This window comes from Peribacillus sp. RS7 (assembly GCF_041956845.1).
Lineage (GTDB): Bacteria > Bacillota > Bacilli > Bacillales > DSM-1321 > Peribacillus.
This window is the reverse complement of record NZ_CP168135.1, coordinates 154,730-171,180: the sequence shown is the minus strand read 5'-3', so window position 1 is coordinate 171,180 and position 16,451 is coordinate 154,730. Positions and strand designations below refer to the sequence as shown.

The 16,451-nt window shown below is 39.7% G+C and carries 19 protein-coding genes and 1 riboswitch; of the genes, 14 read left to right on the top strand and 5 right to left on the bottom strand.

From position 1 onward, the window contains the following. The first annotated feature begins 80 nt into the window (after nucleotides 1-80). From ACDZ29_RS00945 to ACDZ29_RS00935, 3 genes are all read left to right on the top strand, one after another. Nucleotides 81-1,934: an LTA synthase family protein gene (locus tag ACDZ29_RS00945; protein ID WP_375089525.1), complete on the top strand. Its 1,854-nt coding sequence runs from the start codon at nucleotides 81-83 to the stop codon at nucleotides 1,932-1,934. A 159-nt stretch (nucleotides 1,935-2,093) separates the two neighbouring features. After that, nucleotides 2,094-3,260, top strand: a complete 1,167-nt coding sequence (locus ACDZ29_RS00940) for a M14 family metallocarboxypeptidase (RefSeq protein ID WP_375089523.1) — start codon at nucleotides 2,094-2,096, stop codon at nucleotides 3,258-3,260. Nucleotides 3,261-3,433: 173 nt separating this feature from the next. Then, a complete protein-coding gene (locus ACDZ29_RS00935) occupies nucleotides 3,434-4,606 on the top strand; it encodes a hypothetical protein (RefSeq protein ID WP_289325755.1) in 1,173 nt (390 codons plus the stop codon). A gap of 41 nt (nucleotides 4,607-4,647) precedes the next feature. On the opposite strand, the gene ACDZ29_RS00930 is transcribed toward ACDZ29_RS00935, so the two are convergent. Then, a complete protein-coding gene (locus tag ACDZ29_RS00930; RefSeq protein WP_289315672.1) occupies nucleotides 4,648-4,821 on the bottom strand; it encodes a DUF2759 domain-containing protein in 174 nt (57 codons plus the stop codon). A gap of 233 nt (nucleotides 4,822-5,054) precedes the next feature. Between ACDZ29_RS00930 and ACDZ29_RS00925 the strand changes: the two genes are divergently transcribed. After that, complete coding sequence (locus ACDZ29_RS00925; RefSeq protein ID WP_375089520.1) at nucleotides 5,055-5,681, top strand: MBL fold metallo-hydrolase; 627 nt, start codon at nucleotides 5,055-5,057, stop codon at nucleotides 5,679-5,681. Nucleotides 5,682-6,117: 436 nt separating this feature from the next. Further along, nucleotides 6,118-7,215 carry a class I SAM-dependent methyltransferase gene (locus ACDZ29_RS00920; protein ID WP_375089519.1) on the top strand — a complete coding sequence of 366 codons (1,098 nt, stop codon included), beginning with the start codon at nucleotides 6,118-6,120 and terminating at the stop codon, nucleotides 7,213-7,215. Between the two features lie 55 nt (nucleotides 7,216-7,270). Here the strand turns inward: ACDZ29_RS00920 and ACDZ29_RS00915 are convergent, their stop codons facing one another. Together ACDZ29_RS00915 and ACDZ29_RS00910 are read right to left on the bottom strand one after the other, a co-directional pair. Beyond that, nucleotides 7,271-7,513: a DUF2626 domain-containing protein gene (locus tag ACDZ29_RS00915; RefSeq protein WP_289315675.1), complete on the bottom strand. Its 243-nt coding sequence runs from the start codon at nucleotides 7,511-7,513 to the stop codon at nucleotides 7,271-7,273. Nucleotides 7,514-7,598: 85 nt separating this feature from the next. Next, a complete protein-coding gene (locus ACDZ29_RS00910; protein WP_375089518.1) occupies nucleotides 7,599-8,300 on the bottom strand; it encodes a helix-turn-helix transcriptional regulator in 702 nt (233 codons plus the stop codon). 214 nt (nucleotides 8,301-8,514) lie between these two features. Here ACDZ29_RS00910 and ACDZ29_RS00905 point away from each other — a divergent pair, with 214 nt between their 5' ends. From ACDZ29_RS00905 to ACDZ29_RS00865, 9 genes are all read left to right on the top strand, one after another. Then, a complete protein-coding gene (locus ACDZ29_RS00905; RefSeq protein ID WP_370015789.1) occupies nucleotides 8,515-8,895 on the top strand; it encodes a Spx/MgsR family RNA polymerase-binding regulatory protein in 381 nt (126 codons plus the stop codon). Nucleotides 8,896-9,001: 106 nt separating this feature from the next. Beyond that, complete coding sequence (gene comGA, locus ACDZ29_RS00900; RefSeq protein WP_375091079.1) at nucleotides 9,002-10,078, top strand: competence type IV pilus ATPase ComGA; 1,077 nt, start codon at nucleotides 9,002-9,004, stop codon at nucleotides 10,076-10,078. After that, on the top strand, nucleotides 10,044-11,096 hold the full coding sequence (gene comGB, locus ACDZ29_RS00895) for a competence type IV pilus assembly protein ComGB (RefSeq protein ID WP_289334751.1): 1,053 nt from the start codon (nucleotides 10,044-10,046) through the stop codon (nucleotides 11,094-11,096). Before comGA ends, comGB begins: the two co-directional genes overlap by 35 nt. An 89-nt stretch (nucleotides 11,097-11,185) precedes the next feature. Further along, nucleotides 11,186-11,494, top strand: coding sequence for a competence type IV pilus major pilin ComGC (gene comGC / locus ACDZ29_RS00890; RefSeq protein WP_375091078.1), 309 nt, complete (start codon nucleotides 11,186-11,188; stop codon nucleotides 11,492-11,494). After that, nucleotides 11,487-11,945, top strand: a complete 459-nt coding sequence (comGD, locus tag ACDZ29_RS00885) for a competence type IV pilus minor pilin ComGD (RefSeq protein WP_289315679.1) — start codon at nucleotides 11,487-11,489, stop codon at nucleotides 11,943-11,945. The genes comGC and comGD overlap by 8 nt, the downstream gene beginning before the upstream one ends. Continuing rightward, nucleotides 11,932-12,270 carry a hypothetical protein gene (locus tag ACDZ29_RS00880; protein WP_375089516.1) on the top strand — a complete coding sequence of 113 codons (339 nt, stop codon included), beginning with the start codon at nucleotides 11,932-11,934 and terminating at the stop codon, nucleotides 12,268-12,270. The genes comGD and ACDZ29_RS00880 overlap by 14 nt, the downstream gene beginning before the upstream one ends. After that, nucleotides 12,218-12,697, top strand: a complete 480-nt coding sequence (gene comGF, locus ACDZ29_RS00875) for a competence type IV pilus minor pilin ComGF (protein WP_289334753.1) — start codon at nucleotides 12,218-12,220, stop codon at nucleotides 12,695-12,697. Before ACDZ29_RS00880 ends, comGF begins: the two co-directional genes overlap by 53 nt. Next, the gene (gene comGG / locus ACDZ29_RS00870) at nucleotides 12,690-13,076 is read left to right on the top strand and encodes a competence type IV pilus minor pilin ComGG (protein WP_375089514.1); all 387 of its coding nucleotides are present in this window, start codon (nucleotides 12,690-12,692) and stop codon (nucleotides 13,074-13,076) included. Before comGF ends, comGG begins: the two co-directional genes overlap by 8 nt. Before the next feature lie 127 nt (nucleotides 13,077-13,203). Then, entirely contained in the window at nucleotides 13,204-13,389 is a 186-nt protein-coding gene (locus ACDZ29_RS00865; protein WP_289315683.1) for a YqzE family protein, read from the top strand. 45 nt (nucleotides 13,390-13,434) lie between these two features. Here the strand turns inward: ACDZ29_RS00865 and ACDZ29_RS00860 are convergent, their stop codons facing one another. Both ACDZ29_RS00860 and ACDZ29_RS00855 read right to left on the bottom strand, forming a co-directional pair. After that, nucleotides 13,435-14,232, bottom strand: coding sequence for a YqhG family protein (locus ACDZ29_RS00860; protein ID WP_289325719.1), 798 nt, complete (start codon nucleotides 14,230-14,232; stop codon nucleotides 13,435-13,437). Then, complete coding sequence (locus ACDZ29_RS00855; RefSeq protein ID WP_289325718.1) at nucleotides 14,210-15,898, bottom strand: DEAD/DEAH box helicase; 1,689 nt, start codon at nucleotides 15,896-15,898, stop codon at nucleotides 14,210-14,212. The genes ACDZ29_RS00860 and ACDZ29_RS00855 overlap by 23 nt, the downstream gene beginning before the upstream one ends. Nucleotides 15,899-16,272: 374 nt before the next feature. Then, nucleotides 16,273-16,360, top strand: a riboswitch (glycine riboswitch). Nucleotides 16,361-16,451: the final 91 nt, after the last annotated feature.

Genomic DNA, 16,451 nt, shown 5'->3' with positions numbered 1-16,451 from the left:
ATAGCGGGGAGAACTATGACCCAAGATTGAAGCGCTCTGGATCATAGCTCCATCGCTTCTTCGATGAGGAGGGACCAGGATTGAAAAGGGTCTTCAAAAAACAGGGACATTCATTGTTTTGGGTCGTATTAATATCACTTTGGCTTAAAACATACATTGCTTATAAAACAAGTTTTGAGATAGATATTGAAAATTGGATCCAGGAGTTCATACTTTTCATCAATCCGGTCAGTTTCCTTTTACTTACTCTTGGCGTGTATATATTTTTAAAAGAAAATAAACGGACGGCATACTTACTGATCATGAGTTTTTTCATCACCTTCGTCCTCTTTGCCAACCTTGTGTTTTTTCGCTTTTTTAATGACTTTTTAACCATTCCCGTACTTTTTCAAACGAGCAATATGAACGACCTTGGAAGCAGTGTACATGAATTGATCAATCCAAGTGACCTTTTGTATTTTGCCGATATTCTGTTCCTGATGCTTCTGGTGAAATACAAACCGAAATCATTCCATGACCGTTCATACAATCCTCAGGACCGTAAATTCTTTGTGTTAATGGCTTTAGGAGTGACCTTCTTTAATTTAGCTTTAGCGGAAGCTGAGCGTCCTGAACTCCTGACGCGAACGTTTGACCGTGAAATCCTCGTCAAGAATATTGGTACGTACCATTATCACCTCTATGATGCAATATTACAGACGAAATCATCGGCCCAACGTGCCCTTGCGGATGGCAGTGAATTGTCGGAAATTGAAAATTATGTCCGTGCCAATCAAAAAGCGGTTAATGATGATCTATATGGTCTGGCAAAAGGCAAAAATGTGATTCTTGTTTCATTGGAATCGACTCAAAGCTTTGTCATCAATAAAACTGTGAACGGTGAAGAAATCACTCCTTTTCTGAACGAATTCATCAAAGATAGCTATTATTTCAATAACTTTTATCACCAAACTGGCCAGGGGAAAACATCCGATTCAGAATTCATTATTGAGAATTCCCTCTATCCTTTAGGCAGAGGTGCAGTATTTTTCACTCATGCCCAAAATGAATACAGAGCCACCCCTGAAATCTTAACGGAAAAAGGTTACTATACGGCTTCCTTGCATGCCAATAATAAAAGTTTTTGGAATCGTGACATAATGTACGACTCTCTTGGGTATCAGCAGTTTTATGATAGTGATGAATATAAAGTCTCTGAAAAGAATTCCGTCAATTGGGGTTTGAATGATAAATCGTTCTTCCGGCAATCAATTGCCCACTTGAAGGGGATGCCGGAGCCTTTTTATGCCAAGTTCATAACGTTAACCAATCATTTCCCATTCACTTTGAATGAAGAAGACCGGACATTGGAACCTTACGATTCGAGTTCCAAAACATTGAATCAGTATTTTCCGACCGTACGCTATACTGACGAAGCATTGGAACGATTTATCGGTGATTTGAAACGTGAGGGATTATATGAGGATTCCATTATTGTATTATATGGCGATCATTATGGCATTTCGGAAAATCACAACTCTGCCATGAGCCAGTTCCTTGGGAAGGAAATCACGCCTTTCGAATCCATCCAGCTTCAGCGTGTCCCGCTCATCATACATGTTCCCGGGCAGAAGGGTAAAACGGTTTCCACCGTTTCCGGTCAGATTGATGTAAGGCCGACTCTCCTTCATTTATTGGGGATTGAAAATGATGATTATATCGAATTCGGCAAAGATCTATTTTCTGAAGAGAAAATAGAATTCACTGTTCTTCGCGATAGCAGTTTCATCACGAAGGATTATCTCTATACGATGGATACCTGTTATGATAAAAAGACCGGAGCGGCGACGGAAAAGGATCCATGTGAGAAGTACTTGGAAAAGGCGAAGCAGGAGCTTGATTACTCCGACAAAATCATATACGGGGATTTGCTCCGATTTTATGAGCGACGTTGAAAAAAGAAACCTGGAGCAATCCAGGTTTTTTTGTTTTTGTAAGGAGATTCAGGTCCATAAAAGGAGAACTTAGAATCAATTATGAAACACGGAGACTTCCTGAACATCTTTCTGCCTTTCGTTTCATAAAGATTAAACAATGAAAGGGGCGGAGGCTGAATGAAAGTAGTGAGCAGAAACGGGGATAATTTGGCATATTACAGCCAAATGTTCCAAATTCCCCGAGTTTTGATTGAGGATGCAAATCCCAGTATTACTGACGGGGTTTTGCCAAATGGCATGGAAGTACAGATACCGGGGTACATTGTTCAGGAAGAGTCCCGATTAGATATCGATTTTGCCGAAATCGCTTTACTATATCACCTGCCCATCGATGGGATATTATTATTGAATCAAGTTGAACAAAAAACGATTTCCGTACCCGTCCAAATTATGAATCCCATGCTTGTCACCGAAAAACCCTATGATTATCAATCACTTCTTAACGATCTTGATATTCTATCTTTTCATTACCCCTTTATTAAAGTTGAATCGATCGGGAAGAGTGTATTGGGAAAAGACCTCCTTGAGGTAAGAATCGGTCAAGGTGAAAAAATCATACATTATAACGGTTCATTCCATGCAAATGAATGGATCACTTCGGCGGTCTTGATGAAGTGGCTGAATGATTTTCTGCTGGCAGTAACGAATGATCGTACATTATGCGGTATGGATTGTATGCCCTTCTATAGGGATACGACGATTTCGATGGTTCCAATGGTTAATCCGGATGGAGTAGAGCTAGTCCTAAAGGGGGAGGAGGCGGCAGAGGGGAAAGTCGATGTTTTGAAAATGAATAATGGAAATCCTGCCTTTTATGCTTGGAAAGCCAATATCCGCGGTGTCGACCTGAATAATCAATATCCGGCCAATTGGGAGATTGAAAAGCAAAGAAAGATTCCAAAAGCCCCTGCCCCGAGGGATTTTCCAGGCGAGACCGCATTATCGGAACCAGAAGCATTGGCCATGAAGGAGCTGGCAAAAAGACGGAATTTTGAAAGAGTGTTAGCACTTCACACACAAGGAAAAGAATTTTATTGGGGATATGAAGGACATGAACCTGAACAGGCTGCGAATGTTGCGAGGGAGTTTGAGAAACGGAGCGGATATCGGGCTGTACAATATGTTGACAGCCATGCTGGGTATAAAGATTGGTTCATTCAGGAATTCAAACGTTGCGGATTCACAATTGAGCTGGGAAAGGGCATCAATCCACTTCCCCTATCCCATTTGCCTGGTATATATGAAGATTCCGTTAAGATTTTGATGGCTGGCTTGTATATGTGATGCCATTAATCCGGGGAATATACTTCCAAAAAAATATAAGGTAATTATTCGCCACATTTTCTCTTTTTTACTTTATAATGAAAGTCGTAAGGGTTCGATTGGTTAATCCTTACTCTCTTTCTAATGTCTCGCTCACATATGCCAGGCGTTTTTAGTTATGAAGTGGGAGGTGTGTGGAGATTAAAGTATCCAAAGCAGCACTTTGTATGCGGCTTTCCATTTGTAAGATGTTGTGTTTCATCCCATTATTTATCTCCACTATCCTTCTTATCTCGGCTTGTGAGCCTTCCAAGGACCTTAGTAAACCCGTAAATGATACGGAAAAAGAACACTCCCAATCTACCAAGGAAACTTCAGTAAGCAAATTAAAGGTCCCGACTGCAGAAACGGAAAAAATCGAAGCCATTTTTGGATGGCTGGATTCTAAAACCATTTTATATTCTGTGAAGCGGGATGGTCATGAATTATCCCAGTTGATGTCATGGAATTTGGAAACGAATGACACTTCCGTTTTCTATCAGCCGGCTTTTGCGTTTTCTGAAGTTTCCATCAGTCCGTCTGGTACGCATATTTTGTTATCGTCCTTCACCTCTTCGGGTAAAGCATCAATCACAATACTCGATAAAACGGGAAATCCACTGTATTCCGTGGCGATCCCAGCCTATGAATTAGCTTATGAGTGGAATTCATATCAAGATGGCATGTTGTTTTTATCGAGTTTTTATGAAGATTGGACATACAGTAGTTATGTGTTGAATCCAGGTGATCAAACACTGGAAACACTGGACTTTCCACAGCCCTTTGCTCAATGGGCAAGTGAAAAAGAATTGATGTTTCTCGATTGGGATAAGCAAGAACCTGCTTTGACGGCTCCCTTAGAAAGAAAAGCGCTGAATGATGCTGGAGCGGAAAGCCTTATGCTCGATGTCATTCACTTTAAAAAAATGAAACAAGCGCTGATGACGATTCAAGTGGAGACAGAAAAACAAGATCGGGGTACATATGCATTTTATGATCGAACAAACAAACCGATCCACTCTTTTTCCGTGCCACTATTGAAAAGCTTTTCAGATTGGGTGATTCCATCCTATGATTTCATTGAAAAAAACAAGGAATTCATAACGTTTATTCCTAATGAATCAAAAGATGCGGACCAATATGAGGGAAGGTTTACCTTAACTAAATTAAATTGGGAAAAAGGCACACAAGAAGAATTGATGAAGGACATGGAAAATGAACCATTAAGCTGTTCGCTTGATGGCAACCTCTGCTTATATGGATATCAATTTGAGAAAATCATTGATATGAAAACCCATCAAATACAAAGATTGTTCAAACAAACATAATGACCTAAAACAAAAGCTCGCCGGATGGCGAGCTTTTTTCTTTAATGGGCAACAGGAAAACCACTGTTGATGACAGTCATGACAGTGAACCAGCCAAACACGACTGCACTGCCGGCTGCAAAAAGGAATCCTAAGAAGTTTCTCTTTTTTAATGAGGTAAACACAGCTGCAACTCCTAAGATGGCCACAAGTCCGAAAACAACCATTAATATCATATCAAAACCCCCTTTTTTGTAATGAATACCTAATCTCTAATAATATACCCAGAGAATAAAGCAACTACCAAAAATATGTAGAAAAGATTGCATTTGTTAATATCTTAATATTTTTTCAATTATTTGTCGAGGTTTAAAAGGTGACACTTGTATGACTTGAGTAAACTGAATTAACATTAGCAGCTTTAATTGGTGTAAGATGAAGATAGAAAATCATATAGGAGTTGATGAAAATGAAATGGACACAAATACCTCTAGGCCCGCTGCAAACGAATTGTTATGTAGTTTCCGATGGACACGATTGCGTCATTTTCGATCCCGGTGAAGAGCCTCAAAAAATCATACAGTACATACAGACAAAAAAATTGAAGCCATTGGCGATTTTATTGACACATGCACATTTTGACCATATCGGTGCTCTTGATGCTATTCGCGATTATTATGAGATACCTGCATATATTCACGAAAAAGAGGCCAAGTGGCTACTTGATCCCGCATTGAATGGTTCCCAAAAGTGGTTCCCTGAAAATCCAATGCGCATGAAGCCAGCCGATCACATCCTCGCAAATGAGCAAGAACTTACTATAGGAGGATTCACTTTCGAAGTATTCGAAACCCCCGGACACTCACCAGGGAGCGTGTCGTATTATGTGAAGGAGGAACGTCTTCTATTTTCAGGGGATGTCTTGTTCCAGGGAAGCGTTGGCAGAACCGATTTAATAGGCGGAAGCGAAGCAGTGCTGTTAAAAAGCATTGAAACGAAGCTGCTGACACTTTCTGATGATGCTATCGTTTTTCCAGGTCATGGGCCAGTCACGACCATTTTAGATGAAAAGAATACCAATCCCTTTTTAAGATAATGACTATTGCAGGTGCCATATGGCACCTGTTTTATTTTACGTTCTTTGTAATGTAAAAATATTGAAATTGGTCATCTCCGGAACTATACTGAATATAAAAATGTTTTGTCTCTCACTTGATCGGGGAATTGAGGGGATGAAAAGGGAGGCCCAAGAAATTTACGGGTCTTCCTGGGAGTGGATGACTTTCCTGATTCCTGCTCTGAAATAAAATGCTTATTTTAATGTTGGTTTTAGGGAGAACATTCCTTTTTTTCGATTAAAGTTATCAAGGTTTTTATGAACTGTGTCCTAAAAAATGAACATTTTGTGAACTTTAAAATATAGTTTTTTGCATGTTGTCGATAAAAAAACTTATTCATGACATAGAACTTATTTTTATTAAAGATAAGGGAAGGTTTAATTTTCCGATGACCATGGAGACGGAGGCATTGTGTTGAAAAATCACTTGAAGGAATTGATTGCAAGCAGCCCCCAAAGGAGAATTTCCTATCATGACTATATGGATGCTGTTTTATATACACCAAATATAGGCTACTATGTGCGCGAAAAAGAAAAGATTGGCTCAAGAGGGGATTTTTATACGTCTGGTAATGTAGGGGATGCATTTGGGAGGTCACTTGCCAGATGGTTCGTCTATTTAATAAAAATGTGCGGAGTTTCACCAAGAATCATCGAAGTCGGTGCTGGGGATGGTAAGCTGGCTTATGACATCCTCGTTTTCATAAAAGATATGGAACCGCTTTTATGGGACTCCCTGACTTATATCCTGGTCGATGGCAGTCCGTATCACAGAAAGATCCAGCAAGAACGTGTAGGGATGTTCAAACAGGCAGTTTCTGTTGCCAGTTTAGAAAAATGGACGAAAGTAAATGGAATCGTCTTTTCAAATGAACTATTCGACGCGTTGCCTGTACATGTCATTGAAAAGTATAAGGGAGCGCTTGTAGAGGTATTCGTTGCTGAAAAGGAAGGCGATTTGGTAGAAGTGAGGGAACCTTTGGTCAACCCTGGCATTCTATCTTACCTTACAGAACGAAACATCACATTAAATGAAAAACAACGATACGAAGTTCCGCTTAAAATGGTCCAGGAATATGAGAATATCATTTCCCATATCGATTCGGGCATGCTCCTTACAATTGATTATGGTTATACCGAACGGGAATGGAAGGAGCCAACCCACCTTCAAGGGAGCTTGAGGGGCTATTATCAGCATGAAATGATCAAAGATCCACTTATGTATCCTGGTGATATGGATTTGACGACACATATCCATTTTGACACTTTAATCGAAATCGGAAAAAGAAAGGGTTTTTCCAATCAGGGGCTTTTTCTTCAAAATGAATTTCTGATTAAAACCGGGATACTTGAGGAATTGAAGGACCACCAAGGAACTGATCCATTCTCCAAAACGGCAAAGCGTAATCGTGCAATTCGGGGGCTAATCGTTCCAGGGGGATTTAGTGAACATTTCAGAGTGTTGCTTCAATCGAAGAATTTAGCTGAAGATGCAAAGATCCTCCCTGAATGAGGACAAGTAAAAACCCATGAATCAAAATTCATGGGTTATGTAATATTGCTTGTTCCTAATGCGCAGTACCTGGAGTCATCATAAATACGCTCCAGTAGGAAAATCCTACAAAGAAAACGGTGAGATAGGCGCCGAAAACATAAATATACATGCGCTCAGATAATTTCAAATAACTTAAAAGTACGAAAAAGCCGGTTTGTGCAAAGAAAAGTAATGACGTTTGATGCATATGGCCAAGATAAAAGAATATTGCCATAATTCCTGTCCAAAATCCACATACTCTGAACATGCGTTCCATCCGAATCCCTCCTTATGTCTAGTCGTGTACATTCTAAATAATTATAAATGAGATTGTAAGGTAATGTAAAGGATGCCTTTTGTTTCTATGTGAGAACCGAAGCCTGATAAGAGCATGTTGCGCAATTAGACATCATATTTTCTAATTCCACAATATGGACATTTTCAAACAAGGCTTCGAACATACCTTTTAAAAATGAATTGTGCATGGAACAGATCGTACCTGGCTCTAATTCAGTAACTTCCTTAAACGGGCAATTGTAGATACTGAAGTAGATTTTATTTTCTTCTTCGCTAGCTTGTATTTCAGGCGACAAGCCTGCAATGTTAGCCGCATTTTTAAGCATGTTGACTTTTTCCGCAAAAGCGATTTGATCGATCGGTGTTGAGTTCATGGATAGTTGCTGATTGATCAATTCCTCTCCGAATACTTTTCCCGTTTCATAAAGAGCCTGTCTACCTGGTTCACCTAATGTCATAATCGTCTGGATTGCAATCCTTGAAAGGAGCTGATAGTTCCTATATGGAAAATTAAGCTGAATGACTTTATCAGACAATCGATAAAGTCTGCTAGGGCGACCGCCTTTCCCAGTTTTACGGGCATCAGAGGTCAACATATCGATATCTTCCAGTTTTGATAAATGTAGACGGGCCACATTGGGATGGATTTTAAAAGAATCGGCGATTTGCTGAACCGATACATCTCCATGGCTTTTCACTATATGTTGATATATATAATATCTGGTGGGATCTGCTAACACGTTTGTTATTCTTAACGTTTGTTCCATTTTACCCTCCTCATGTTCCATAGTTTAACTATGTTCATTATAATGCAGGAAGAAAAAAATGGAATAATAGAAATGGCAAACTCCCCTTAGTTTAAAAAAAGTTCACAATTTAAACGGTTTTATAAGGTAAAATATTATACAATAATTGTGCAAATGTTATACAATCATTATATGGGTGATTATATATACAAAATGTGAACGGGGAGTGATAAGTATGCAACAGTTAACATTCTTTTCGTACCCAAGTTGTACATCTTGCCGAAAAACAAAAAAATGGTTAAAGGCCAATCATGTTTCCTTCGATGAGCGACATTTATTCAGGGAAACTCCAACAGTAGCAGAGTTAAAAAGAATTCTTGAATTGACAACGGAAGGACTTGATGAAGTCTTGGCAACCAGAAGTGAAGCTTACAAAGGCTTACATATTAATATTGACGAAATGATGCTTTCTGATGTCATCCAATTATTAACAAAAGAACCGAAGTTATTAAGAAGGCCCATCCTTATCAACGGGGAAAAACTGGTGATTGGTCATAATGAGGACGCATTAAGAAATTTGGTATCACAAAGGATTAATTTGAAAATGAGCATGTAAGTCGATTCTCGAAGTTTCCTTTCGGGGATTTTTTTTATTCATAAGCAGGAATTTGTCGTGGATTGTCGAATTCATACAACAAGAAACATAGGAGGTGATGAATGAATTGATATCGATTGAAAAGACCGCAGAAAAAATACTTACCCGTGCCATAAAGTTATCAGCATCGGATATCCACATTTTTTTTCGCAGGGAGGGGCCTCTCATCCAATTCAGGATAGATAATAAACTCGTTCCCCAGGAAACATTATCATTCTTTGAAGCTGAAAGGCTGATAGCCCATTTGAAGTTCCTTGCCGCAATGGACATAGGGGAGAAAAGGAGACCCCAGAGTGGTGCCATCACCATCAATTTGGCTAACCAAGTGGTTGGACTCCGCCTTTCCACTCTACCCACTTCCTATCTCGAAAGTTTGGTCATCCGCTTAATACCCCAACAGAATATCCTTCCTCTAGAACAGTTATCCTTATTTCCAAACACCGTTCAAAAATTGATTGCACTTTTGAAGCATTCCCATGGCATGCTCATTTTTACCGGTCCGACCGGCAGTGGGAAAACCACGACACTATATTCCCTGCTTCATCATGATCATGAGATGATCAATCGAAATATCATAACGCTTGAAGATCCCATTGAAAATGTATCTGAAAAGGTACTGCAAGTCCAAATCAATGAAAAGGCGGGCATTACTTATTCTGTCGGACTTAAAGCTGTGCTAAGGCATGATCCCGACGTGATCATGGTAGGGGAAGTCAGGGATGCCGAAACGGCCAAAATCGCAGTGCGTGCAGCTCTAACCGGCCATTTGATACTTACAACCATGCATACAAGGGATGCACAGGGTGCTATCTCCAGGTTACTTGAATTTGGTGTCAGCTTGCTTGAGATTGAACAGAGTTTGATTGGCGTGACAGCACAGCGGCTGGTTGAATTGAGGTGTCTTCCATGTAATGGGGACTGTGCTTTTGCTTGCCAAATGACTGCCAGGAATAAAAGGGCAAGTGTGTATGAATTGCTTTATGGAAAAAGCCTGGCCGAGGTTCTCCGGATGATGGGGGATGAAAAAGGAAAGGCAACGGCCAGCTACCGCCTATTGAAGGATGAAATAGGAAAAGCTGTTGCGATGGGCTATGTGGATTCGCAGGAATATGAACGGCTTGTATACCATGAAGCTAAAAACTAAATGGAAGTTAAAAGAACAGGCGGTCTTTATTTCGAAGCTAGGTGAATTATTACATCATGGTTATCCCTTGGCGGAAGCTTTACATTTTCTCGAATTTCAGGAATCAAAGAATAAAGCGGAAGACTTCACTCTGGCCATAAAGGAATTAAGGAACGGTTACCCGTTGCATCAAGTGCTAACCCATCTTAATTTTCATCCTCAGCTTGTAAGTTATATATTTTATGGAGAGCAATACGGCGACCTGGATCGGGCATTGAAAGAGGGAGGGCGATATTGGAAGAAAAGAACGGAGGATATGGATAAAGTAAAAAAGTTAATGGTGTATCCCGTATTCTTAATCTTTTTTGTAAGCATCGTTTTTTACATTCTTCAGAGTGTTCTCCTTCCTAAATTCCAGACCATCTATTTCACGATGGATGTTGAACAGAATACAATCTTGAAATTACTGTCAGCTTCTACATTCATTCTTCCGGCTCTCCCCTTCATTTTTCTCGTATCGCTCCTATTCTTGTTTGTACTCAAACGATTTTGGTTTAACGGATTATGCCCATTACGGCAGCGGAGGATTTTGATGGGAATTCCGATATTAGGAACCTTCATCAAGTTATACGAAACTTATTTTTTTGCAAGCCAATTCAGTGGCTTACTTTCCGGAGGGTTATCGATTAACGACAGCATCAAATTATTCTCTATAAATCAGCAGCAGCCTTTTTACCAAAAACTATGCTCGATCATTAAGGATGACCTTATCGAGGGCAGATCGCTTGAAATGATCTTTCGTGAACTCCCCTATTTTGATGGGAATTTACCGGTGGTCGTTGCAAATGGTCAAAGATATGGCAGACTTGATGCGGAGCTACTTCATTACAGTCGTTTTTTACTGGAGAAAATTGAAGAGAGAATGAATGCAGTCTTGAAAATCATTCAGCCCCTTATGTTTTTACTGATAGGTATTGTGATCGTGTCCATTTATTTAGCGGTTTTGCTGCCGATGTTCTCTCTGCTCGAAGGTATATAGAATTTGATTTTTGCATTCTGGAGGTGAAATTGCTCTGAAACCATCTAATCCATCTGGTATTCAGATGGTTTCAGGAGCAGGATGATATGATGAAGAAAGTGATGAATGAACGAGGTTTTACACTAATTGAGATGCTCATTGTTTTACTTGTAATATCCATTCTTTTGATTATTACAATACCCAATATCACGAAGAACCAATCGACAATCCAGTCTAAAGGGTGTGAAGCATTCGTGAAGATGGCTCAAGCACAGGTTCAGGCATATGAGATCGACAATGCTAAACTGCCCGTAAGTATCAATGAATTGGAAAGCCAAGGCTATCTCAAACAGACATCCTGTCCTAATGGGGATGATATTAGTTTGGATAGCAAAGGAAAGATAACGGTCGGTGAGTAGGAGAAAAGTGAATGCACGGCGCTCCAATGGCGGGTATACCCTGTCTGAAACCCTTATAGTCCTCGTTATTTTTGTACTCCTGATTTCCATCAGTCCAAATTTATATCCAAGCTTCACTAAAGGAATGGAAAATAGGCTATTCATTTCCCGGTTCCATGAAGATCTTTTCCATGCACAGCAGTATGCCATCAGTCATGAGAGCCTGATTTACCTCCAGATTGATAATAACAAAAAGGTTTATACCATTTTGTCTTATAAGGAGGGAATCGTTCTAGAGAGAAGCATACCAAAGGATATACAGTTTTTAAATGGCACATTAGGGTTCAGCTTTCATTTTAATCAGTTTGGGAATGCATCAAAAGCAGGAACGATGATCATTGACACTTCAAAAGGACAGTATAAATTGGTCCTCAATATAGGTAAAGGGAGGTTCAGGATTGAGAAATTGTAAAGGTTACGTCTACCTTGAGCTAATGGCCGCATTTTCCGTTTGTATTTTCTTGATCCTTTCCATTTTACCGATTATTGACGAGTTAATCACGCATCGGAAAGATATCGTCATCAGGACAGAAGCCCACCATTTATTATATGAAAGATTGACGTCTTTCATGGATGGGGAGATACAAGCAATTGGACAGGAAATCATCAACAAAAAAAGATCCTATGAATTGATTTGGAAGGATCATGGGGATTTCCCGGGGATGATTGAAGGGTGTGTACGTTATGAAAATGAATCGGGTAAATTTGAAACCATTTGTGATGCTGCGAAAAGATGATGGTTTTACGATGATAGAGTTGCTTTTTTCTTTAATGATCTTAATGACGACGTCCCTTTTTGTCCTACAGCTTTTTTCAATCATTCACACCCAGATGAGATCCATTGATAAATTGCATCCTAAAGAGTGGGAGGTCTTTACCATGCAAATGAAGCAGGAGGTCCGGAGTTCCAAAGTTCAGGATGTAATGGGAAATAAATTATATTTGCTTTCAGGTGAACAATTATCATCCATTGAACAATATGAAGATAAGGTCCGAAGGAGAGTGAATGGTAAGGGGCATGAGGTCATCTTGCAGAACATTTCGGAATTCCAGGTTGAGAAGGATGGAAGTGTCATTGTTCTAAATATAACGGATAAAGCAGGGACTACTTTCAGTCGAAGATTTCATCCTTTCTTAAGACATGTGACGAAAGTCGATGAATAATCAAAAAGGAGTCGTTTTCCCGATGATCATGATTGTAGCGAGTGTTTTCATCATGTTCACGATATTAATGATCGATCAATTTATCATCGATAAAATGTTTTATAAAGAAGTGGAAGAATCGCTTGTGGCCGATCATCTTGTCCACCTTGCCGTTAAGGATGTGACGTCAGAGTGGGGGGAAGAGGTCCCGGAAATCATCCAGGGGGAAATTTTCTACCCCAATGGTACGGTGCGATATTCCTTAACGGAGGAAGACGGTCCTTACGTCTATATAGAATTTTCATCATCGACTAAAAATGACCGAAGGGGTAGGGTCATCATTCAATACGATACAGAAGCGGGGCGAGTGATACAATGGATAGAAAAGCAGGCTGTGTAATACGTAAAATACACAGTCTTTTATAAAGGTTCAATCATGTTCAAGCGATAGATTCGCGTGTTTAGGGAACAAGTGAAGGAATAAAACAAGCGTAAACCGGGCATACTTTGTTTAGGGTGATTTTTATATGTCTACAAACGCTTATATTAAATATCTGACGCAACAGCTTGTCGAATATTTTAATCTGACCAAAAAAGAACGAAAAGAAAAGCGACGTCATAGAAAAGAGGATAAAAACCATGGTATGTCCCATTGGTTTGGCATTGTCCCTTTTGCTTTGTCGATGTTCTTAAGGAAAAATATCAAGAAATAGAACAGATGTCCTTAAATTAGGACATCTGTTTTTTTATTAAGGATCCTATCCCAACGCCCTATCTGAAAGGTAAAATAAACCTCCATTGATGATGGATATTCGGATGTTCGGTTCATATTGTGCTTTTAAGGCTTCTTTTTCGGTAAAATAGCTCTCACTTTTTTCGTCCATATCCTTGTAAAAATGCTCCAATAAATTCAAGTCATTCTGCCAGCGAAGCATTGCTTCTTCCGCCCAAGAATGGTCATCATCCTCGAAACTGGTTCTGATGTATGTATCCAGTCTGGCCAATCCACTCTTGGGCATGATGAGCGGTGAAAGCGTAAAGGAATAATCCGGTATTTTTGGGGTGACCTTAACCGGTAAAACCCGATGGTGAAAGCTTTCCATGATCTCGCCTGAGATTAAATTCAATCCGATGGACATAAAGGTATCTTTTTTACGATCGCATTGATAGGATATTTTCACATTAAGGGTTAGCCAAGGAAACAATGGATTATTCCCGCCTTTTGATGGAGGAGTATCCTCAAAAAGTCTAGTATACCCTGCCAGATTTTTTGTTGATTGAATAATTTGATGAAGGCGAGGGGAGCCAAAATGAATCATTTCTCCCTTTAAATCGGGTGGAGCGTGTTCTGGGTCGGTAATGAAAGTCATCTGGGCTGGGTTCGGAATGCCACCCGTTTTTTCTAGATAGTGCCAATAAAAGGGTCTGTTCATTAATTCTTTATCCATTTCAATCGTCAGTTGAACGGTAAGGTGGGTTGGTGTATTATCCAGTATTTCACAATCATTGGCTTTAAAGTAAGTTAATAAAAAATCATGAATTTCCCGTTGCTGCATGAACCTCACCTTCCTTCATGGATTGAGCGAATTGAATTAACGATGAAAAATTATCCATCTTGATTTTCATTTCGCCCTCTGTTTTGGACTCGCCGACTACATCGATTAAGTATTCTTCAATGTTGTTAATATCCAGTTTGGTTAGAATATCATCCAGTTCACCAATTACTTTTTCAAATAAATTGATTTTTTCGTATAGTAACTTCAGAATATGTTCTTCAACTGTATTTTTCGTGGAAAAGTTATAAATCATGACATCTTCTTCCTGACCAAGCCGGTGAATCCGCCCAATTCTTTGCTCGAGTCTCATGGGGTTCCATGGCAGGTCAAAATTAATCAAGTGATGGCAAAACTGAAGGTTTATCCCTTCCCCGCCCGCTTCGGTTGCGATTAATACCTGTATTTTCTTTTGGAATAATTCGCGCATCCAGTCTTTCTTTCCACGCTTAAATCCGCCTCGGAAAGGGACTGAAGAAATCCCATTCTGTTGCAGGTACCATTGCAGATAAAGCTGGGTCGCTCGGTATTCGGTAAAGATAATCACTTTGTCATCAATTTTCTTGATCAGTTCCAAAGCTTTTTCAGCTTTGGAGTTCTGAACCGTTTCGTTTACTTTAGAAAATAAATCATCAAGCTTTGCCAAAAAGTCAGGGGAAGGCTGGTCGTATTTTGCTTTCATATTTTTTAAAGTATAAAAGACTGCCTCCCTGCTGCTGCAGGCTTCCCTTTGGAGAGTGAGAGCTGAAAAGGCGCTTCCTTTTGTTCCATCCGAAATAGGCTTGAATTTGGAAACGGCATCGTACAATGCCTGCTCGGTTGGAGAAAATTCAATGGTGATGGTTTCCACATGCCTTTTTGTCCATTCAATACCAGTATCGGCCCGCCGGTTTCGTATCATAACAGTGTTGACCAGTTCCTTAAGGTGTTCATCTTCAATTATGTTCCGGCCTTTCCCTTTATATTTTTCCGAAAAGAGTGTGGCATTTCCCAAGTGGCCTGGTTTCAATAACGAAACGAGGTGGAAAATTTCCTCGACTTTATTTTGAATGGGAGTAGCTGTCAGGAGTAAACAAAATTTCTTTTTCAGATTTTGGACGAATTCATAGTTCTTCGTCTTATTATTTTTAAGTTTATGAGCTTCGTCAATAATGATGAAGTCATATTCCTGATTGAAAATGATATCACGATGTGGAGCGCGTTTCGCTGTATCAATGGATGAAATGACCACATCACAGGAGTCCCAAACATAACTTTTTCTCTGAACGACTGCCGGAATATGAAACTTGGTATTCAATTCAAAAGCCCATTGTGTTACAAGTGAAGCCGGTACAAGGATCAATACTTTTTTTACAAGGCCTCTAATCATATATTCTTTTAGGATCAAGCCGGCTTCAATTGTTTTTCCGAGCCCTACCTCATCAGCTAAAATGGCCTTTCCATTCATCTTTTCCACCACTTGCTTTGCTGCTTCCAATTGGTGGGGAAGCGGGGTTAACTGCGGAAGGTGCTTGGGCGCCTGTAAACCCTCAAAATCAGGGATGATGAGATTTTCCTCCATTTGAACCGCTAACTTATAAAGCTCCCAATTTCCCCATGGACCGTCATTTTCCATCTTTTGCAGAAACTCGTCATTCCATTCAGAATTGAAGGATATATTGATTTTCATAGAAATAACTCCCTCTTAAATCATAATTTCCTTAATAAAAGGTCAAAACCCGAACATTTCATATGTGAAGTAAGAAAAATATTTCTCTTCAAAAGATATTGCAGAGATAAGTTTCTTAGGGTAGGATATAAGTATATTTAGAAAATTCTAATTTCCAAACGCTATAAAGAATCTTTGTATTTCGGTTTTGCAGTTCGCGTTTTCTTAGTATGCGCTACAGGCTCCTATTTTATCCAAGATACTGAAGGAGATCATTCAAACGGTTCCTGAAGTTTTAGGAGAGTTGGCAGAGAATGCATTCCATGATGCTCAAAGGTTTTACTAATGCTTGGGGCTTATTCGCTTACTTTCATTGGTAGACCATTTATATGCGGGTGAAGATAAGGGGAGAGACTACGGATGTAGCGCCGAAGGAGCAAACTTAGCAGTGAATCTCTCAGGCAAAAGAACTCTTATTGGACGCAACTCTGGAGAGCGCCGCCCATTTTGGGACGGCCACCAAAGGGGAAAACCTATTATATAGGTAAACTTTCAGGTTTCAGGACAGAGAAAA

Excerpts from the sequence above, each read along its gene's own strand:
- ACDZ29_RS00940 (WP_375089523.1), top strand. The coding sequence starts at position 2,094 with ATGAAAGTAGTGAGCAGAAACGGGGATAATTTGGCATATTACAGCCAA.
- ACDZ29_RS00930 (WP_289315672.1), bottom strand. The coding sequence starts at position 4,821 with ATGATATTAATGGTTGTTTTCGGACTTGTGGCCATCTTAGGAGTTGCA.
- ACDZ29_RS00925 (WP_375089520.1), top strand. The coding sequence starts at position 5,055 with ATGAAATGGACACAAATACCTCTAGGCCCGCTGCAAACGAATTGTTAT.
- ACDZ29_RS00915 (WP_289315675.1), bottom strand. The coding sequence starts at position 7,513 with ATGGAACGCATGTTCAGAGTATGTGGATTTTGGACAGGAATTATGGCA.
- ACDZ29_RS00910 (WP_375089518.1), bottom strand. The coding sequence starts at position 8,300 with ATGGAACAAACGTTAAGAATAACAAACGTGTTAGCAGATCCCACCAGA.
- ACDZ29_RS00905 (WP_370015789.1), top strand. The coding sequence starts at position 8,515 with ATGCAACAGTTAACATTCTTTTCGTACCCAAGTTGTACATCTTGCCGA.
- comGB (WP_289334751.1), top strand. The coding sequence starts at position 10,044 with ATGAACGGCTTGTATACCATGAAGCTAAAAACTAAATGGAAGTTAAAA.
- comGC (WP_375091078.1), top strand. The coding sequence starts at position 11,186 with ATGAAGAAAGTGATGAATGAACGAGGTTTTACACTAATTGAGATGCTC.
- comGF (WP_289334753.1), top strand. The coding sequence starts at position 12,218 with ATGAAAATGAATCGGGTAAATTTGAAACCATTTGTGATGCTGCGAAAA.
- comGG (WP_375089514.1), top strand. The coding sequence starts at position 12,690 with ATGAATAATCAAAAAGGAGTCGTTTTCCCGATGATCATGATTGTAGCG.
- ACDZ29_RS00865 (WP_289315683.1), top strand. The coding sequence starts at position 13,204 with ATGTCTACAAACGCTTATATTAAATATCTGACGCAACAGCTTGTCGAA.
- ACDZ29_RS00860 (WP_289325719.1), bottom strand. The coding sequence starts at position 14,232 with ATGCAGCAACGGGAAATTCATGATTTTTTATTAACTTACTTTAAAGCC.
- ACDZ29_RS00855 (WP_289325718.1), bottom strand. The coding sequence starts at position 15,898 with ATGAAAATCAATATATCCTTCAATTCTGAATGGAATGACGAGTTTCTG.